We start from the raw sequence: 18,609 nt of genomic DNA on the forward strand, positions 1-18,609 counted from the left end.
GAGATTCAACGCCGGTCTGCAAAAATTCTGTGAAAAATCAGGCAGTACTCAGGTTTTCCAATTTCAGGCCGAAAGCCTATCAGACAAGCCGGAAATGTCGATGCGACGGCCACAATTATAAAAAGCACGGAGTGACAGGACGATGAACAGTTTGCGCAATATGTCGATCAGCCGGCGCCTCTGGCTGATCCTGATAGTCGCCGTGCTGATGCTGCTGACCCTGGGTTTGCTGATGCTCAAGCAGATTCATGGCGACCTTTATCAGGCCAAGCGCCAACAGACCCAGAACGTGGTACAGACCGCCAGCGGAATCCTGACTTTTTATCACAGCCTCGAAACCACCGGCGTCATGACCCGCGAAGCTGCGCAAAAACAAGCCCTGAGCGCGGTGCGCGGTTTGCGCTATGGCCATGACGATTATTTCTGGATCAACGACCTGACGCCGGTGATGATCATGCACCCGGCCAACCCCAAGCTCGATGGCCAGAACCTCTCGGCGATCCGCGACCCGGACGGCTTTGCCGTGTTCAACGAGTTCGTCAGCCTGGCCAAGACCAAGGGCGCCGGGATCATCAGCTACCGTTGGCCGAAGCCGGGGTCCGACGCACCGGTTGAGAAGACTTCGTATATCCAACTGTTCGAGCCCTGGGGCTGGATCATCGGCTCCGGCGTGTATGTGGATGATGTCCAGGCCGAGTTCAATGTGCAGGTGTGGAAAGCGTCGGGGATCGGCCTGGCCATCGCCGTGGTCATGGCCCTGCTGGTCTCGCTGATCGTGCGCAGCATCGTGCGGCCATTGCAGGAAGCCGTGAACGCCATGGGCAATATCGCCAGCGGCGAAAGCGACCTGACCCGCAGCCTCGACACCCACGGCCGGGACGAAGTCACCCAGTTGTCCCAGCATTTCAACAGTTTTACCGCCAAGCTGCGCCAGGTCGTCAGCCAATTGCAGGTCTGCGCCAATGCCCTGGGACAGTCGTCCACCGAGCTGGGCAACAACGCCTCCCAGGCCCATGACCGCAGCCAGCAACAGTCGCAGCAGATGGAGCTGGTGGCCACCGCGATCAATGAAGTCACCTACGGCGTGCAGGACGTGGCGAAAAACGCCGAGCACGCCGCCAGTGAAATGCGCGACGCCCAGGCCCAGGCACAGCAGGGCCAGGTCAATATCGACAGCAGCCTGCAACAGATCGACCAACTGTCCACCACCATCAGCCAGGCCGTGGAAGTGATCCGTACCCTGTCCAGTGAAAGCACCCAGATCGGCGGCGTGCTCGAAGTGATCCGCTCGATCGCCGACCAGACCAACCTGCTCGCCTTGAACGCCGCGATCGAAGCCGCGCGGGCCGGCGAGCAAGGGCGCGGGTTTGCCGTGGTCGCGGATGAAGTGCGCCTGCTGGCCCAGCGCACGCAAAAATCCACGGCTGAAATCCAGGCGATGATCGAGCGCCTGCAAGGTCACTCGGAAGCTGCGGTCAAGGTCATCAGCGATAGCCACAGCGCCTCGCAACTGACCATCGAACAGGCCGGCCAGGCCGGTGCCAGCCTCACCGCCATCGGTCAGGCGCTGCAAAACCTCAACGGCCTCAACGCCTCGATTGCCAGCGCCACCCTGCAACAGGCGCACGTAGTGGAAGACATCAACCAGAACGTGACCCAGGCCGCCGGGCTGTCCCACAGCACGGCGCTGGCGGCAGAACAGTCCAGCGTGGCCAGTGCGCACCTGCGTAGCCTGAGCGAGCAACTCGAAGGCTTGCTGCGCCAATTCAAGGTCTAGCGCCGTTCAACCTGTGGGAGGGAGCAAGTCGAATCGTCGCACCGCCCCTCCCACATTTGCCCTCCGGTGTTTTGAAGATTGCCTGCCTCTGGTTACAATCCCGGCCCTCTCCCACTCTCCCAAGGAACCACCATGTCCGGGCTTGAACTGTTCGCCGCCGCCCTGGGGGTGATCGCTGTCTGGCTGACAGTCAAGCAAAACCCCTGGTGCTGGCCCATCGGGCTGGTGATGGTGCTGCTCTACACTTGGGTGTTCTATGACGTGAAACTCTACTCCGACATGCTGCTGCAGGTGGTCTACGCCGCCTTGCAGGTGTACGGCTGGTGGCAGTGGACCCGCGCCGGCGAGGTCAGGCAAGGCCGCCAGGTCACCCGCCTGGGCTGGCCTGCAATCATGACCAGCCTGGCCATCGGTGCGGTCGGCAGCCTGCTGCTCGGCGCTGCCATGGCCCACTGGACCGACGCCGCCCAACCCTGGCTCGATGCCGCCCTGACTGGCTTCAGCCTGGTGGCGCAGATGTGGATGGCGCAGAAGCGCGTGCAGTGCTGGCCGCTGTGGGTCGCCCTCGATGTGATCTTCGTCGGGCTGTTTCTCTACAAAGGCCTCTACCTCACCGCCGCGCTTTACGCCTTGTTCACGGTGATCGCCGTGCAAGGCTGGCGTGAATGGCGCGCCGACCCGGCGTTGCACGCATGAAAGTAGTGGTACTGGCCGGCCCCGAATCCAGCGGTAAAAGCTGGCTGGCGAGCGAACTGCAAGCCCATTTCGGCGGGCTGATGGTGGGGGAATACGTGCGCTATTTCATCGACCAGCATCAGCGTGACACCCGCCTGGCCGACATTCCGGCCATCGCTCGTGGCCAACTGGCCTGGGAAGACGCCGCCCGCGCCGAACAACCGCACCTGCTGATCCTCGACACGCACCTGCTGACCAACAAACTGTGGAGCCAGACCCTGTTCGGCGACTACCCGGCGTGGCTCGACGACGAACTGCTGGCCCGGCACTACGACCTGCACCTGCTGCTATCCCCGGAGGATGTGGAATGGACTGCGGATGGCCAGCGCTGCCAACCGCAATTGGCCGACCGCCAGGCGTTTTTCCAGGATGGCCTGGAGTGGATGCAGCAGCATCGACAGGCGGTGGTGGTGATTCGAGGGGATTGGGAAGCGCGCCGCGCCAAAGCCTTCGCGGCAGTCAAACAGATACTGTAGGAGCGAGCTTGCGCGCGAAGAACGCAGGGGCACCGGATCAATCCAGAATGCCCGCGTTATCGTTGACGTTCTTCGCGAGCAAGCTCGCTCCTACAGGGAGTTGCAGCGGTTAGTAGCCCAGCGACAGCCCCGTATTACGGCGCGGGTCATTGGCCCCATAGAAGCGGTTATTCCCCACCGGCTTGCCCTCCAGCGACGGTGCGCCCACCAGGATCGCGGCCAGGTGGTTGGCATCCTGAGGCCCGGCAAACTTGTGGCCCCAGCTTTCGAGGATCTTCTGGGTGTCGGGGCTCACCGCGAAGGTTTCGAGGTTGGTGGTGTCTGGCATCCACTGTTGGTGGAAACGCGGCGCGTCGACGGCTTCCTGGATGTTCATCTTGTAGTCGATGACATTGAGGATGGTCAGCAAGGTGGCGGTGATGATGCGGCTGCCACCCGGCGTACCGACGACCATCACGGCCTTGCCGTCCTTGGTCACGATGGTCGGGCTCATCGACGACAACGGCGCCTTGCCCGGTGCGATGGCGTTGGCTTCACCCTGCACCAGCCCATACATGTTCGGCACGCCGACCTTGACGGTAAAGTCGTCCATTTCATCGTTGAGGATCACCCCGGTCTTGCTCGCCATCACGCCGGCACCGAACCAGTCGTTGAGGGTGTAGGTCACCGACACCGCGTTGCCCCACTTGTCGACGATGGAGTAGTGAGTGGTGTTGTTGCCTTCATGGGGCGATACGCCGGGCTTGATCGCCTGGGAGTCGCCGGCCTTGTTCGGCTCGATCGCGTCACGCAGTTTCGTGGCGTAGTTTTTGTCGAGCAGATGCTCGATCGGGTTCTTCACGAAGTCCGGATCCCCGAGGTAGCTGTTGCGGTCCACATAGGCGTGGCGCATCGCTTCGATCTGGTAGTGCAGGCCCTGGGCCGAGTGATAGCCCAGGTCGGCCATCGGGTAGCCTTCGAGGATGTTCATGATCTGGCAGATCACCACGCCCCCGGAGCTCGGTGGCGGCGCCGAGACCACGTGGTAGCCACGATAGTCGCACTCGATAGGCGCCAGTTCGCGGGTCTTGTACTTGTCGAGGTCAGCCTGGGTGATGATGCCTTTGCCGGCCTGGCTGGAATCCACCAACGCCTTGGCCACCCAGCCTTTATAGAAGCCGTCGCTGCCCTTGGCAGAGATTTCTTTCAACGTCTTGGCCAGGTCTTTCTGGACCAGCTTCTGGCCCACCTGCATCGGTTGGCCGTTGTGCAGGAAGATCGCGCGCAGGTCCTTGTCTTTTTCGAACTCGCCAGTGGCGGTGTGCAGCAGGTCGATATCGCCCTGTTCCAGTTCAAAGCCGTTTTCCGCCAGCTTGATCGCCGGGGCAATCACCTGGGCGCGCTTGAGGGTGCCGTATTTGCTCAAGGCCAGCTCCATGCCCGACACCGTGCCGGGAACGCCGACCGCCAGATGGCCCTTGGCGCTGAGGCCGTCAACGACATTGCCGTCCTTGTCCAGGTACATGTCGGCGGTGGCCGCCAAGGGGGCTTTTTCGCGGAAGTCGAGGAAGGTCTTGCGCCCGTCGGCCAGTTGCACGGTCATAAAGCCGCCACCGCCGAGGTTACCCGCCGCCGGATACACCACCGCCAACGCGTAGCCGACGGCTACGGCCGCATCCACCGCATTGCCGCCAGCCTTGAGTACATCCACACCCACATGAGTGGCCAAATGCTGGGCGGTCACCACCATGCCATTTTCACCGGCTACCGGGGCCTGGGAGGCGGCGTGCACGCCGCTGACCGTCAACACCAGCGCAGTGGCAATTAATGTGCGGCTGAAAGGTTGGTATTTCATCCATGACTACTCTAGTTATTGAGATGCACCAAAATAGCCCGGCGCGGATTGAATCCCCAGCGCAATGGCGTTTTTATTACAGAACTTGTCGGTCACAGAACGGAGCGGAAAATCCCCATGCTATATTCCGCGCCCAAACTGTCGTGCGAGGCACTTTGACATGGTGATCAAGAAGACCGGCATTCGGGCACAACAGGCCGACCAGACCCGCGCACGCATCCTCCAGGCGGCGGTCAAGGTGTTCACCCGCGACGGCTATTCCGGCGGGCGCGTCGATACCATCTCCAAGGAGGCCGACTCCAACGACCGCATGCTCTATTACTATTTCGGCAGCAAGGAACACCTGTTCGTCTGCGTGCTGGAACACACCTACGAGCAATTCAACCAAGCCGAAGGCAAACTCAAGCTGAACCTCGACACACCCGTGCAGGCCCTGCGCGACCTGGTGGGGTTTATCTGGAACTACTACGTCAAGCACCCGGAGTTCGTGGCGATCCTGAGCATCGAGAACCTGCACCAGGGCAAGCACGCCCGGCAGTCGGGTGAGATGCGACGGCTGTCAGGCGAAGCGGTTGGCGTATTGCGGCCGATTATCGAAGCCGGCCAGGCCCAGGGCGTATTCCGCGAGGATGTCGACCTCAAGCACGTGTACTTGATGATCGCCTCGCTGTGCTACTTCTATAACTCCAACCGCCATACCCTCAGCTCGTTCCTGGGGGAGGATTTGTCGAACAAAGGGCCGCAGCAGGATTGGCTGGGATTTATCAGTGACCTGGTGGTCCGGGGCGTCACACCGCCCCCCTTGTAGAAACCGGACCCACCTGTGGGCGCAAGCCCGCTCGCCATAATAGTGTCAGTGCGTACCAGGGTTGGCGCGTAGGTGGGCGACCTTCTGTTCCAGCCCTTCCCAGCCTGGCGCATTCGGCGCAAATCGCCCGCGCAGATAGGCCACCAGATCCGCCACCTGAGTGTTCGACAGGCTGTCCTTGAAGCCCGGCATATAGCCCAGATCCTGTGTGGCCGGGTTGTTGATGCCTTGCAGGATCACCTTGATCAAATTGTCCGGCCGATCGCTGTGCACATTGGTATTGGTCGCCAGTGACGGGCTGACCCCAAACAATTTCGGCCCCAGGCCATCGGCATGGCAGGCTTTGCACGCGCCCTCGAACACACGCCGGCCATTGGGATTTGGCACCGGGGTCGCCACCTGCACATCAGCAACGGCCTCGCCCTTCAGCGACGCCAGGTACACCGCCATCGCACGGATATCCGCCTTGGGCAATTTCGACAACTCACTGACCACCGGCCCCATCGGGCCTGCCGCCACGCCATGGGCATCGGCATAACCGGTACTCAAATACGTGAACAACTGATCTTCGGTCCACGGCGTCGGCGCCTTCGACAGCCCCGTCAGCGCCGGGGCCTCCCAGCCGTCCACGATGCCACCGGCCAGGAACGCCTTGCCGCCCTTCTCTGCCCCCAGCAGATTGCGCGGCGAATGGCACGCCGCGCAGTGCCCCAAGCCGTTCACCAGATAATTGCCGCGATTCCATTGCTCACTGCGTTCAGGCTGCGGGGTGATTTCACCGCGACGCAGATTGAGTGCATTCCACCCCGCCATCAGGGGCCGGAGATTGAACGGAAACCTCATGGCATTCGGCGTCGGCGCCTGGCTAACCGGCGCCTGGGCCATCAGGTAGGCGTACAGCGCCTGCATGTCGGCATCGTTGATGTTGCGAAACGCCGTATAGGGAAACGCCGGGTACAGGTTGCGTCCGTCACGGCCAATCCCATCGCGCATCGCCCGCTCGAACGCGGGGTATGACCAGGCGCCAATGCCGGTCTCGACATCCGGGGTGATATTGCTGCTGTACAGCGTGCCGAACGGCGTCTGCATCGCCAGGCCACCAGCATTGGCCGCTCCACCAGGCGCCGTATGGCACACCGCGCAATCCCCTGCCGCCGCCAGCAAACGCCCGCGTTCCAGCGTGGCCTTGGACCAGGTGCCGGCGCTGGGCGGCGCAATGGGTGCAATCTCGCTGTGAAACGGCCAGGCCGTGGCCAGCACCGCGCCCAGGGTGGCGAACAGCGCACCGAACCACCACTTGCGGCGTTTTTCCGGCGACTTGGCGGCCCCCCCCAAGGTGCCGGCATTCAACGCCGCCAGCACACGTTCCGGGGTGATCGGCAACTCGCGAAAGCGAATCCCGGTGGCGTCGTAGATCGCATTGGCAATCGCCGCCGCGCTGGGCACCGACGCCGACTCACCAGCGCCCATGGGCGGCTGATCCTGGCGCGGCATCATCATCACATCGATCTGCGGCACTTCGGGAAAGGTCAGAATCGGGTAACCGCCCCACTCCTTGCTCGCCACCGTCGACTCTTCAAACGTCACGCGCTCTTTGAGTACGCGGCTGGTGGACTGGATCACGTTGCCGTGGATCTGATGTTGCACGCCCGCCGGGTTGATCATCATCCCTGCGTCATGGCCGATCACTACCCGCGTCACCGACACATCGCCGGTCTGCTTGTCGATCGCCACGTCCGCCACCCACGCCGCCCAGGCCGCACCGAAACCTGGGAATTTGCTATGGATGTAGCGCGCGTAGGCAAAGCCGCGGCCGCGCAGCAGGTGGTCTTCGCTGGCGGTCTGCATCGGCGCAGTGCGCGGCGACCAGTTGGCGCGTTCAGCGGTGGATTTGACCAGATCGATGGCGCGCTCATCCTTGAGATAACGCAGGCGGTATTCCACCGGGTCCACGCCGGCAGCGAACGCCAGTTCGTCGATATAGGATTCGTGGGCGAAGGTGTTGGGCAAGGCCGATACGCCGCGCATCCACGAAGCCCGCACGATGGGTGCCATGTCGTTGATGGTCACGCGCATGGACTCGATGTCATAGGGTGGAATCGAGGTGCGGTCGCCCATCTCGAACATCGCCGCCACCGGCTCGACACGACCGGTCAACAACAGCGCCAGGGTCGGCGCGCCATTCGAGGGGTAGCTGGTTTCAAAATCGTAGGCGGCAATGCTGCCGTCGGCGTTGAGGCCGCCATCCACTTCCATCAGCTGCGCGGTGCCCTTGGGCTCCCACAGGTGTTCCTGTTCACGGCTCAGTTGCACGCGCACCGGCTTGCCCACCGCGCGCGACAGCAGCAGCGCGTCGGCACACACATCGTCGGCACAATTGCGCCCGTAACAGCCGGCAGCCTCCATGCGGATCACCTCGATCAGCGCTTCATCGCAGGCCAACAACCACGCGAGGTCAGCGCGCAGCAGGTGCGGGTTCTGGCTGCCGGACCATACGCGGCTGCCGGCCGGCGTGTAATCCGCCACGCCGCAGGATGGGCCGATGGAGCCGTGCATCTGGTATGGCCACAGGTAACTGCGCGGCATGCGCTGGCTGGCATTGGCGAGCGCTTCGTCGACATTGCCCTGGTCGAGCACCGTGCGGCGAACGCGAGGATTGTCGCGGATCGCCTGCTCAACATCGCTCATATCCGGCAACCCATTGTTCCACGGTTTCCAGTGCACCTGCAGCGCCTCGGCGGCCTTGATCGCCTGCTCCTCGCGCAGCGCCACCACCCCGACAAAATCACGGATCACCACCACCGCGACGATGCCGGGGATATGCGCGATGGAGGACTCATCTACGCTCAACAGGCTGTTGCCGACAAAGTCGCCGCAATCCAGCCCTGCATACGGCGGGCGCACCACCCGACCATGGAGCATGCCGGGCACACGCATGTCATGGACATAGGTCAACTCGCCAGTGGCCTTGCCGGGGATGTCTACCCGTTCGGCGCCCTTGCCCACCAGGCGATAATCCTCAAGGGCCTTCAAGGGGGCATCACCGCTGACGCGCAACTGATCGCGCTGGCCGCAGACCAGCTCGCCATAGGTGAGGGTTCGCCCGTCTGACGCATGAATCACGCCCGCTTCCACCTTGAGGCTCGCCGTACTCACGCCCCAACGCCCGGCGGCCCGCGCCAGCAGAAAGCGCCGCGCTTCGGCCGCCGCGTTACGCAGCGGCACTGCGGAAATCTGCAAGGTCGCGCTGGCAATCGTCGCGCCCTGATTTGGCACGCGCTCCGTGTCGCCGAGCACCATCCTCACCTGGTCCAGGTCCAGATCGAGCTCTTCGGCGACGATCTGCGCCAGCGCGGTGCGGATACCGGTGCCCAGGTCCACATGGCCGTTGAAGGCGTACACCAGACCGTCATCGTTCACGGCGATAAACAATCCCAGTTCCTTGGGCTTCACGGTGGGCGTCCCGCCCTTGGCCACCGGGCCGGAAGGCGGTAGCACATCATCGACGATCAGCAGCACGCCGGCCTTGGCCAGCCACTGGTCACGGGAAAGCGGAGTATCGGTCATGGTCATCGATCCACGGTCATAAGGCGGGCGGCACGCAGCACCGCGCGGAGGATTTCGAGATGGGTGCCACAGCGGCAGAGGTTGCCCGACAACTCATTGCGCACCTCGGCTTCGCTGGGGTTGGGATTGCGGTCAAGCAAAGCCTTGGTGGTCATGATCATGCCGTTGAGGCAGTAACCGCATTGGGCGGCCTGCTCATCAATAAAGGCCTGCTGCACCGGGTGCGGCGCCTGGCGCGTGCCGAGGCCTTCAAGGGTGACGATCTTGCGCCCTGCCGCCCCCGACAGCGGGAATACACAGGAGCGCGCGGCCACGCCATCGATGATCACGGTACATGCGCCGCACTCCCCCAAACCGCAGCCGTACTTGGGGCCGTTGAGTTGCAGGTCATTGCGCAACACCAGTAGCAGCGAGGTGTCCGCCATGGCGCTGACTTCGCTGGGTTGGCCGTTGACCTCAAGCGCTACCGTGATGTGGGGGCTGATCATTCGCTTCGCCTGTCTCCATTGATGAAGTAGTCACTACATGAAACAGTCAAAAAAAAGCGTCACGGACCTGGGGCCTCGCGACACACTTGACTCATGAAGTGGCTGCTACATCAATTCAGAGCAAAAACGATGCCAAGGGGGTGGACGCATCCTCTGTGGCAAGTGGGCTGGTTGTGCTGTGGCAAGGGGACTTGTTGTGGTGAGCAGGTTTGTTGTGGCGAGCGGGCTTGCCCCGCGTTGGGGCGCGAAGCGGCCCTAACCCCAGGCGCCACGGTTTTTTCAGAAAGAACTCGGCGACTTTATTGGGGCGGCTTCGCCACCCAACGCGGGGCAAGCCCGCTCGCCACAACAAGCCCGCTCGCCACAACAAGCCGGCTCGCCACAACAGGTCCACTTGCCACAACAAGGTCCCCTTGCCACTACGGGCCCGCTAACCAAACCAAGCCCGGCTCCAGGCCGCTATCAGTCCTGGGGATCGTCGATCATCTTGCGCAGCAGGAACAGCACCGCCACCCGTTCGGCGGGGTTGAGGTTGCTCATGGTCAACTCGCTGATCTGTGCCGCGCGCGGCGTAGTGTGTGCGACCAGTTCGGCGCCCGCGCCAGACAGGTTGACCACCACCTTGCGCTTGTCTTGCGGGTCGGGCTCCAGGGTAATCAGTTCCTTCGCCTTGAGCCGTTCGACAATCCCGCGAATGGTCGCCTGGTCCACAGCCGTGGCCTTGACCAGCTCAGTCAGGGAACTTGCACCGTGATCGCGCAGCGCACACAGGGTGACGAACTGCACAGCAGTGAGCTGCGAATCGCCGACATTCTGCTGAAAGATCGCCAGGTGGCGCTGGTAGGCCTTGCGCAACAGGTGGCCAACTTGTTCAGAAAAGACGTAGGAATCAGGCACGGCGGACTCGGTGGGTGGTTGGCGATGGGAAGGCATGATGGCGGGGATGCCGAAATGACTCAAGGCACTCATCGCCTGAAAGCACTCAAAAATGCGGGAGGGGACTTGCCCCCTGCCCACACGGGATCTTCAGCGAGCCAAGGACGCTGCGGGGGCCACCACATCCCCCGCAATCACCACCGCCTCATCATCCAGGTACACGTCGCAATTGCGCAGCGGAATATCCATATGGCACGGCGTCTTGCGCGTGCCGCCCACCTCGGTATTCGGCCCGGTGGAAAACAGGAAGTTGCCATAGAACGCCCGCGCATCCATGCACATGCCGTCGTTCTTGTCATGCAGGCCCATGGCGGTCCATTGCGCCCGCGGCTGCAAGCCCCAGCCGATATGGGAGATGCCGTACACCTCAGGGTCGTTGAAGTACTTCATGTAGTCGCGCAGGTATTCGGCCTCGAAACCACCATGAATCCCGGTGATAAAGCCCTTCTCGATCTCCAGGGTGATCTTCTCGCGGGTGTAGGTCTTGAACGGCAGGAGGATGTCGCCAATGTCCAGCACCAGCACGCCCTCGGCGGTTTCTTCGTTAGGCCAGGAGAACAGAAAACCACTCGGCCAGTGGTCCCAGCGCCCAGGTTCATCGGCAAAACCGTATTCAGTCACTGACGGGTACTGCCCCAAGGCGGCGCGGAAATCGCTGCCGGCGCGGGATTTGACGTGGATCGAACGCGCTTTCTTCAACATCTGTTCGGCCGCCAGTACGCGCACCTTGTCGTCTTCGCTGGGCAGCATGCGCGCCAGCACTTCCGGCGGCTCCACAGCCAGCAGGATGCGCGTGCCGGTCTTGAGGATCTGCTCCTGCTCCGGCGAGTGCAGCAGCATCATGGTATCGACGATCAGGTCGGCGGCTTCGAGCGCACGCTGGGCGGCGATATTGCCGGTGAGTGCGGTGTCACCGCAGTAGGCGGTCATGTCATTGCCCATCGCCCGTGGATGGTTGAACGACGGCAATTCCACTGCGTACACCTTGGCGCCCAAGCGCTGCGCCGCGTCCATTGCGGCACGCACGGTACGCGCGTCGGAATAATGGCTCTTGAGCACGGCCACACTCTGGGTCGCATCGACCTTCGACAACCGCAGCACATGTTCAAACATCTGGGTCAGTTCGCAATCGCTTACCGGCATTTTCCTGTCTCCTGTTGGGTTGCACCAAGTTCAGGCATTGCGCTTCACTCTAGTGCACTTTTATAGCGTATACGCCATTTAATAACGATAAGACCTGAATTGCAGGCCGACTGCAAGCGCCGCGCCAAACCGTTACCAACCCACACAAACCTAATATTTAATGGCTACCAAGCGTTACACAGGCCGATTGACGCCCAAAAATAAATTTTCAACGATGGACTTCCCATTTCAAAAAATGAGCGTATACACTTTAAAAACCTTGCGGAAAGATACCGCCGAAAAATCAAAAAGAGAGAGGAACACGCCCCATGGGAAGCACACAAAAAATCGCCATCGTCGGTGCCGGCCTGGGTGGCGCGGCGGCAGCCACCCTGTTGCAACAAGCCGGCTTCGACGTGGACGTTTTTGAGCAGGCACCGGAATTTTCCCGGTTGGGCGCGGGCATCCACATGGGCCCCAACATCATGAAAATCTTCCGCCGCATGGGCATCGAGAAGCAGTTGGACCTGATGGGCTCGCACCCCGAGCACTGGTTCAGCCGTTGCGGCGAAACCGGCGACTACCTCTCGCGCATCCCCCTCACCGGCTACGGTGCTTCCTATATCACCGTGCACCGCGGCGACCTGCACGCCTTGCAGATGTCCACCCTCAAGCCCGGCACCCTGCACTTCAACAAGCGCCTGGAAACCCTTGAAGAAACCGATACCCAGGTGCGCCTGACCTTTGCCGACGGCGAAGTGACCTACGCCGATATCGTGATCGGCGCCGACGGCATCAACTCAAAGATCCGCGAAGAACTGCTCGGCGTGGAAAAACCGCTGTACAGCGGCTGGGTCGCGCACCGCGCGCTGATCCGTGGCGACCAGCTGGCCAAGTACGACCTCACGTTCGAGGACTGCATCAAGTGGTGGACCGAAGACCGTCACATGATGGTCTACTACACCACCGGCAAGCGCGACGAGTACTACTACGTGACCGGTGTGCCCCATGCCGAATGGGACTTCCAGGGTGCCTTCGTCGACAGCAGCCGCGAAGAGATGTTCGAGGCGTTCAAGGGTTACCACCCCACCGTGCAGGCGCTGATCGAATCCACCGAAAGCGTGACCAAATGGCCGCTGCGCAACCGCAACCCGTTGCCGCTGTGGAGCCGCGGCCGCCTGGTGCTGTTGGGCGATGCCTGCCACCCGATGAAACCACACATGGCCCAAGGCGCGGGCATGGCCATCGAAGACGCCGCCATGCTCACCCGCTGCCTGCAGGAAACCGGGATCAGCGACTACCGCACCGCCTTCCAGCTCTACGAAGCCAACCGCAAGGAACGTGCGTCCCGCGTGCAGGCCGTGTCCAACGCCAACACCTGGCTGCGCACCCAGGAAGATCCGGCCTGGGTCTACGGCTATGACCTGTACGCCCAGGAGCTGAAATCGGGGGTGGCCGCGTGAGCACCCTCCTCTATGGCGGCAACGTGCAGGCCAATGGCATTCGCCAGCATTACCTGCGCTACGGCGGCAAAGGGCCGGCGCTGATCCTGATCCCGGGCATCACCAGCCCTGCAATCACCTGGGGGTTCGTCGCCGAACGCCTGGGCGAACACTTCGACACCTACGTGCTGGACGTGCGCGGGCGTGGGCTGTCCTCCACCGGACCTGGGCTGGACTACAGCGCAGACACCTGCGCCGAGGACATTGGCGCCTTTGCCGATGCACTCCACCTGGACAGCTACCACTTGGTCGGCCATTCCATGGGCGCGCGCTTTGCCGTACGCAGCGCGGTCAAGCACCCCAGGGGCGTCAACCGTGTGGTGCTGATCGACCCACCAGTGTCCGGCCCCGGCCGGCGTGAATACCCGAGCAAACTGCCGTGGTACGTCGACTCGATCCGCCAATCCCTGATCGGCATGGACGCAGAGGCCATGCGCACCTTCTGCGCCACCTGGACCGACGCGCAACTGCAACTGCGCGCCGAGTGGCTGCACACCTGCTTTGAACCGGCCATCGTGCGGGCCTTCAATGACTTCCACACGGTGGACTTCCACCAAGACCTGCCGCACCTCAAGGCCCCGGCCCTGTTGATGGTGGCCGGGCGTGGTGGCGTGATCCTGGATGACGACATCGCGGAAATCCAGGCCCTGCAACCGAGCATCCAGGTCGCCCGCGTACCGAATGCCGGGCACATGATTCCGTGGGACGACCTCGAAGGCTTCTTCCACGCCCTAGGCGACTTCCTCGTACAACAATAAGGACACCACCATGCAGAAGCTTTACCGCATTGGCCAGATTGTGCCGAGCTCCAACACCACCATGGAAACCGAGATCCCGGCGATGCTCACCGCGCGCCAGGCGATCCGCCCCGAGCGCTTTACCTTTCACTCCAGCCGCATGCGCATGAAGCAAGTGCGCAAGGAAGAACTGGCGGCGATGGACGGCGAATCCGATCGTTGCGCCGTCGAACTGTCCGACGCCAAGGTCGACGTGCTGGGCTATGCGTGCCTGGTGGCGATCATGGCCATGGGCCTGGGCTATCACCGCAACTCCGAACAGCGCCTGCGCAAGGCCACTGCCGATAACGACGCCAACGCCCCGGTGATCACCAGTGCCGGGGCACTGATCGAAGGCTTGAAAGTCATGGGCGCCAAGCGCATCGCGATTGTCGCGCCCTATATGAAGCCGCTGACCGAACTGGTGGTGAACTACATCCGCGAAGAAGGCTTCGAGGTGGTGGACTGGCGCGCCCTGGAGATCCCCGACAACCTCGACGTGGCCCGTCACGATCCGGCCAACCTGCCGGCCATTGTCGCCGGAATGAACCTACAAGGCGTCGATGTGATCGTGCTGTCGGCCTGCGTGCAGATGCAGTCGCTGCCGGTGGTGGCCAAGGTCGAAGCACAAACCGGCAAGCCAGTGCTCACCGCCGCCATCGCCACCACCTACGCCATGCTCAAGGCCCTGGACCTGGAACCCATCGTTCCCGGCGCCGGCGCCCTGCTCTCCGGCGCGTACTGAAGCGCAGATGGAGAAGTGGCGAGCTGACCTGTCGTGGCTAGCGGGCTTGTTGTGGCGAGCGGGCTTGCCCCGCGTTGGGGCGCGAAGCGGCCCTAACCCCAGGCGCCACGGTTTTTTCAGGAAGAACTCGGCGACTTTATTGGGGCTGCTACGCAGCCCAACGCGGGGCAAGCCCGCTCGCCACAACAAGCCCGCTCGCCACAACAGGTCCACTTGCCACTACAGGCTGGCTCACCACACCAGGCGAGCTGACCCCAACAAACTCCATCACCACAGGGTAAGTGCACTGTCCAAATATGAGGGATTGAAACGATGAGCGAACAATCCGCCAACGCCAACTACCAGGGCGTCTGGGGCAACCGCATCGGCTTCGGTAAAAAAGCCGCCTTGCTGATGATCGACTTCATGCAGGGCTACACCACCGAAGGCGCACCGTTGTTCGCGCCGGGCGTGGTGACTGCCGTGGCTGAGAGCGTCGAGCTGCTGGCCACCGCGCGCAAGCACGGGATTGCGGTGGTGCACACCAATATCCGCTACCATCCCGGCCATTTCGTCGACGGCGGTATCTGGGTAAAAAAGGCCCCAGTGATGAAGGACATGGTCGAAGGCAACCCCCTCGCCGCGTTCTGCGCCGAGGTCGTGCCCCAGGCCGATGAAGTGGTGATCACCAAACAATACGCCAGCGCGTTTTTCGGCAGCAGCCTGGCCCCGATGCTGCACGCCCAGGGCATCGACACAGTGGTACTGGCCGGCTGCTCCACCAGTGGCTGCATTCGTGCAACGGCGGTGGACGCGGTGCAACACGGGTTTCGCACCATCGTCGTGCGCGAGTGCGTCGGCGATCGACACCCGGCGCCCCATGAAGCCAACTTGTTCGATATCGACAGCAAGTACGGCGACGTGGTGAGCAAGCAGGAGGCGATGAGCAAATTCAGGGAGCAATAAGACGTTACTAAGAACTGCGCCGTAGAGCGCGGTCTTGAAAAAACTGAGGCCTGAAGCCAGGCACCTTACCGGTGGCGAGCGAGCTTGCTCGCGTTGGAGTGCGCAGCGCTCCCAGCACTCTGGGGCTGCTCGACGGGAGCAGGCTCCCTCGCCACCGGTAAAGGCCAACCCGACCCCCTCAGTCTTCTGACACTGCCTTTGGACGTCGCTTGTACAGCACGCCGAAGTGCTGGAACAAAGCGGCAGCATAAAAACCATAAGTCACCGCCAGGAGACACCCCAATGCCCATTGCGAATGCAGCACCCGCGACCACGGTCGCCGATCCCGTCAACACGCTCTACCACAAGATCACCTGGAAGCTGATCCCGTTCCTGTGCTTCTGCTATCTGGCCGCGTACCTCGACCGGATCAACATCGGCTTCGCCAAACTGCAGATGCTCGACCAGTTGCAGTTCAGCGAAACCGCGTTCGGCCTCGGGGCCGGCCTGTTCTTCGTGGGCTACATCATCTTTGAAGTACCGAGTAACCTGGTGCTGGAGCGGGTCGGCGCAAAAATCTGGATCGCGCGCATCATGATCACCTGGGGCCTGCTCTCGGCCTGCACCATGCTGGTCACCTCGACCACCCAGTTCTACATCCTGCGCTTTTTGCTCGGTGCCGCCGAAGCGGGCTTTTTGCCTGGGGTGCTGTACTACCTGACCACCTGGTTTCCCACGCACCGGCGCGGACGCATCATTGCGTTGTTCATGATCGGCCTGCCGCTGTCCAGCGTGATCGGCGGCCCGCTGTCCGGCTGGATCATGGGGCACTTCGACCATATGGCGGGCCTGCGTGGCTGGCAGTGGCTGTTCCTGATCGAAGCAGTGCCCAGCGTGCTGCTCGGCGTCCTGACGTTCTGGGCGTTGCCCAACAGCTACCAACAAGCCAAATGGCTGTCGATCGAGGAAAAGACCCTGCTGGAACGCGAGCTGCGCAAGGATGACGCCGACGGTGCCGGCAGCAAGCACAGCTTCCGTGACGGGTTCTTCAACCTCAAGGTGTGGATGCTCGGCGGGATCGACTTTTCGATCCTGCTCAGCGCCTACGCCATGGGGTTCTGGATGCCAACGTTTATCCGCAACGCCGGGGTCACCGACACCTTCCATATCGGCATCCTCACCGCGCTGCCGAGTGTCGCCGCGCTGCTGGGCATGCTGCTGATTGGCGCCAGCTCGGACAAGCACCGCGAACGCCGCTGGCACATCATCGTGCCGTTTTTCATTGGCGCAGCCGCGATGGCCACCAGCACCTTCTTCACCCATAACGTGGCTGCCACCGTGGTGCTGTTCGCGATTGCCTCGGCGGCGATCATCGGCGCGGTGCCGGTGTTCTTCAGCCTGCCGGCGACCTTTCTCAAAGGCACCGCGGCGGCCACCGGCTTCGCCCTGGCCTGCTCGGTGGCGAACATCGCGGGCCTGGTGAGCAACTCCTTGATGGGCGTGGCGATCGACGTCACCGGCAGCAGCGCGGGTGCGTTGTGGTTCTTCGCCGGTTGCCTGATCCTCAGCAGCTTCCTGGTCATCGCCTTGCCGGCGAAACTGGTGAATCGCTGATACCCCAACTTTCTCGGATGAATCACCCTGCAAGGTTTTCTGAAACGCTGGGGACTGACCGACTGAACACCTGCGGCAAGTTGCGCATCGGCAAATGAATGGCGCTAGAATCAGCGCCATTCTTGCCCCCGCCTTTTCCGACACGAGCCCCCCATGAGTTTTGATTTCGACACGATCCACCCCCGCCTCGGCACCGGCAGCACCAAGTGGAACCGTTACCCGCCAGATGTCTTGCCAATGTGGATCGCCGACATGGACATCGCCGCGCCGCCGGCGGTGTTGCAAGCCCTGCACGAGCGTCTCGACCAGCAGATCCTCGGCTACAGCGTGGCCGGCCCGGATGTGCGCGAGGCGATTGTCGACGACCTGTGGGCCAAGTACGCGTGGCGCGTGCAACCCGAAGAGCTGCTGTTCCTGCCCGGCGTCGAACCGGGGTTCAACATGGCCCTGCACGCCTTCGTGCAACCCGGCCAACCGGTGGTGCTGCAAACCCCCAACTATCGGCCGATTCGCCTGGCCCCCGGGCACTGGAACCTGCCCCGTATCGAAGTGCCGTTCGACTGCATCGACGGCGAATACCTCACGCCCCTGCCCGCCTTGCGCCAGGCGCTGAGCGGCGCTGGCGCGCTGCTGCTGAGCAACCCGCACAACCCCGTGGGCAAGGTTTTCCCCCGCGCAGAACTGCTGGCCGTGGCCACCGCGTGCCTGGAACAGGGCGCACTGATCATCAGCGACGAGATCCACGCCGAGCTGTGTTTCGATGGGCGTCGCCATATCCCCACCGCCAGCCTCAGCCCGGAGATCGCGCAGCGCACGATCACCCTGATGTCGGCGAGCAAGGCCTACAACGTGGCCGGCCTGAAGACCTGCTTTGCCGTGGTGCAGAACGCCGAGATTCGCGAGCGCTTCAACCACGCGCGTTGCGGCATGGTCGATAGTGTCAGCCCCCTGGGCCTGGAAGCCACCCGCGCGGCCTACAGCCAATGCAGCGACTGGCTGGCGGCGCTGGTGCACTACCTGCAAGGCAACCGCGACTACTTGCTTGAGGCGGTGCGAACCCGCTTGCCCGGCGTGGTGATGCATGCACCGCAAGGCACCTTCCTGGCCTGGCTGGATTGCAGCGCCCTGGGGCTGGACGACCCGCAGCAGTTCTTCCTCGAACAGGCCAAGGTCGGCCTGAGCGCCGGTATCGAATTCGGCGATGACAGCCAGCAGTTCGTGCGCCTGAACTTCGGCTGCCCCCGAGCGATGCTCGAAGAGGGTATTCAACGCCTGGAGCGCAGCTTACAAAACCGCTGAAATCGG

The 18,609-nt window shown here is 62.6% G+C and carries 15 protein-coding genes; 10 read left to right on the forward strand and 5 right to left on the reverse strand.

Features of this window, described 5'->3' with window-relative positions:
* Positions 1-142 precede the first annotated feature (142 nt).
* The 3 genes from A7317_RS12380 to A7317_RS12390 all read left to right on the forward strand — a co-directional run bounded on the left by A7317_RS12380 (position 143) and on the right by A7317_RS12390 (position 2,988).
* Positions 143-1,777, forward strand: a complete 1,635-nt coding sequence (locus A7317_RS12380) for a methyl-accepting chemotaxis protein (RefSeq protein WP_024075217.1) — start codon at positions 143-145, stop codon at positions 1,775-1,777.
* Positions 1,778-1,909: 132 nt separating this feature from the next.
* On the forward strand, positions 1,910-2,473 hold the full coding sequence (gene pnuC / locus A7317_RS12385) for a nicotinamide riboside transporter PnuC (protein ID WP_024075216.1): 564 nt from the start codon (positions 1,910-1,912) through the stop codon (positions 2,471-2,473).
* Positions 2,470-2,988: an AAA family ATPase gene (locus A7317_RS12390; protein ID WP_069075924.1), complete on the forward strand. Its 519-nt coding sequence runs from the start codon at positions 2,470-2,472 to the stop codon at positions 2,986-2,988. Before pnuC ends, A7317_RS12390 begins: the two co-directional genes overlap by 4 nt.
* Positions 2,989-3,097: 109 nt before the next feature.
* Here the strand turns inward: A7317_RS12390 and ggt are convergent, their stop codons facing one another.
* A complete protein-coding gene (gene ggt, locus A7317_RS12395) occupies positions 3,098-4,822 on the reverse strand; it encodes a gamma-glutamyltransferase (RefSeq protein WP_024075214.1) in 1,725 nt (574 codons plus the stop codon).
* Between the two features lie 160 nt (positions 4,823-4,982).
* Here ggt and A7317_RS12400 point away from each other — a divergent pair, with 160 nt between their 5' ends.
* The gene (locus A7317_RS12400; protein ID WP_069075925.1) at positions 4,983-5,630 is read left to right on the forward strand and encodes a TetR/AcrR family transcriptional regulator; all 648 of its coding nucleotides are present in this window, start codon (positions 4,983-4,985) and stop codon (positions 5,628-5,630) included.
* Between the two features lie 45 nt (positions 5,631-5,675).
* Here A7317_RS12400 and A7317_RS12405 read toward each other — a convergent pair whose 3' ends face one another.
* The 4 genes from A7317_RS12405 to A7317_RS12420 all read right to left on the reverse strand — a co-directional run bounded on the left by A7317_RS12405 (position 5,676) and on the right by A7317_RS12420 (position 11,764).
* On the reverse strand, positions 5,676-9,197 hold the full coding sequence (locus A7317_RS12405) for a molybdopterin cofactor-binding domain-containing protein (RefSeq protein WP_069075926.1): 3,522 nt from the start codon (positions 9,195-9,197) through the stop codon (positions 5,676-5,678).
* 2 nt (positions 9,198-9,199) lie between these two features.
* Positions 9,200-9,685, reverse strand: a complete 486-nt coding sequence (locus A7317_RS12410) for a (2Fe-2S)-binding protein (protein ID WP_024075211.1) — start codon at positions 9,683-9,685, stop codon at positions 9,200-9,202.
* A 462-nt stretch (positions 9,686-10,147) separates the two neighbouring features.
* A complete protein-coding gene (locus tag A7317_RS12415; RefSeq protein WP_081329278.1) occupies positions 10,148-10,582 on the reverse strand; it encodes a MarR family winged helix-turn-helix transcriptional regulator in 435 nt (144 codons plus the stop codon).
* 129 nt (positions 10,583-10,711) lie between these two features.
* Complete coding sequence (locus tag A7317_RS12420; protein WP_024075209.1) at positions 10,712-11,764, reverse strand: 2,5-dihydroxypyridine 5,6-dioxygenase; 1,053 nt, start codon at positions 11,762-11,764, stop codon at positions 10,712-10,714.
* A 308-nt stretch (positions 11,765-12,072) separates the two neighbouring features.
* Here A7317_RS12420 and A7317_RS12425 point away from each other — a divergent pair, with 308 nt between their 5' ends.
* From A7317_RS12425 to A7317_RS12450, 6 genes are all read left to right on the forward strand, one after another.
* Positions 12,073-13,206, forward strand: coding sequence for an FAD-dependent monooxygenase (locus A7317_RS12425; RefSeq protein WP_024075208.1), 1,134 nt, complete (start codon positions 12,073-12,075; stop codon positions 13,204-13,206).
* The gene (locus A7317_RS12430; RefSeq protein ID WP_069075927.1) at positions 13,203-14,003 is read left to right on the forward strand and encodes an alpha/beta fold hydrolase; all 801 of its coding nucleotides are present in this window, start codon (positions 13,203-13,205) and stop codon (positions 14,001-14,003) included. Before A7317_RS12425 ends, A7317_RS12430 begins: the two co-directional genes overlap by 4 nt.
* Positions 14,004-14,013: 10 nt before the next feature.
* Positions 14,014-14,766, forward strand: coding sequence for an Asp/Glu racemase (locus A7317_RS12435; RefSeq protein ID WP_024075206.1), 753 nt, complete (start codon positions 14,014-14,016; stop codon positions 14,764-14,766).
* A gap of 312 nt (positions 14,767-15,078) precedes the next feature.
* Positions 15,079-15,711 carry an N-carbamoylsarcosine amidohydrolase gene (locus A7317_RS12440; RefSeq protein ID WP_024075205.1) on the forward strand — a complete coding sequence of 211 codons (633 nt, stop codon included), beginning with the start codon at positions 15,079-15,081 and terminating at the stop codon, positions 15,709-15,711.
* Between the two features lie 282 nt (positions 15,712-15,993).
* A complete protein-coding gene (locus tag A7317_RS12445; RefSeq protein ID WP_024075204.1) occupies positions 15,994-17,304 on the forward strand; it encodes an MFS transporter in 1,311 nt (436 codons plus the stop codon).
* Between the two features lie 153 nt (positions 17,305-17,457).
* Entirely contained in the window at positions 17,458-18,603 is a 1,146-nt protein-coding gene (locus tag A7317_RS12450; RefSeq protein WP_069075928.1) for a MalY/PatB family protein, read from the forward strand.
* Positions 18,604-18,609: the final 6 nt, after the last annotated feature.

The organism is Pseudomonas fluorescens (assembly GCF_001708445.1).
GTDB classification, from domain to species: domain Bacteria; phylum Pseudomonadota; class Gammaproteobacteria; order Pseudomonadales; family Pseudomonadaceae; genus Aquipseudomonas; species Aquipseudomonas gorinensis.

What these genes read in the sequence shown, in the direction of transcription:
- pnuC (WP_024075216.1), top strand. Translation starts at nt 1,910, where the DNA reads ATGTCCGGGCTTGAACTGTTCGCCGCCGCCCTGGGGGTGATCGCTGTC.
- A7317_RS12410 (WP_024075211.1), bottom strand. Translation starts at nt 9,685, where the DNA reads ATGATCAGCCCCCACATCACGGTAGCGCTTGAGGTCAACGGCCAACCC.
- A7317_RS12380 (WP_024075217.1), top strand. Translation starts at nt 143, where the DNA reads ATGAACAGTTTGCGCAATATGTCGATCAGCCGGCGCCTCTGGCTGATC.
- A7317_RS12435 (WP_024075206.1), top strand. Translation starts at nt 14,014, where the DNA reads ATGCAGAAGCTTTACCGCATTGGCCAGATTGTGCCGAGCTCCAACACC.
- A7317_RS12400 (WP_069075925.1), top strand. Translation starts at nt 4,983, where the DNA reads ATGGTGATCAAGAAGACCGGCATTCGGGCACAACAGGCCGACCAGACC.
- ggt (WP_024075214.1), bottom strand. Translation starts at nt 4,822, where the DNA reads ATGAAATACCAACCTTTCAGCCGCACATTAATTGCCACTGCGCTGGTG.
- A7317_RS12390 (WP_069075924.1), top strand. Translation starts at nt 2,470, where the DNA reads ATGAAAGTAGTGGTACTGGCCGGCCCCGAATCCAGCGGTAAAAGCTGG.
- A7317_RS12440 (WP_024075205.1), top strand. Translation starts at nt 15,079, where the DNA reads ATGAGCGAACAATCCGCCAACGCCAACTACCAGGGCGTCTGGGGCAAC.
- A7317_RS12405 (WP_069075926.1), bottom strand. Translation starts at nt 9,197, where the DNA reads ATGACCGATACTCCGCTTTCCCGTGACCAGTGGCTGGCCAAGGCCGGC.
- A7317_RS12425 (WP_024075208.1), top strand. Translation starts at nt 12,073, where the DNA reads ATGGGAAGCACACAAAAAATCGCCATCGTCGGTGCCGGCCTGGGTGGC.
- A7317_RS12450 (WP_069075928.1), top strand. Translation starts at nt 17,458, where the DNA reads ATGAGTTTTGATTTCGACACGATCCACCCCCGCCTCGGCACCGGCAGC.
- A7317_RS12420 (WP_024075209.1), bottom strand. Translation starts at nt 11,764, where the DNA reads ATGCCGGTAAGCGATTGCGAACTGACCCAGATGTTTGAACATGTGCTG.
- A7317_RS12445 (WP_024075204.1), top strand. Translation starts at nt 15,994, where the DNA reads ATGCCCATTGCGAATGCAGCACCCGCGACCACGGTCGCCGATCCCGTC.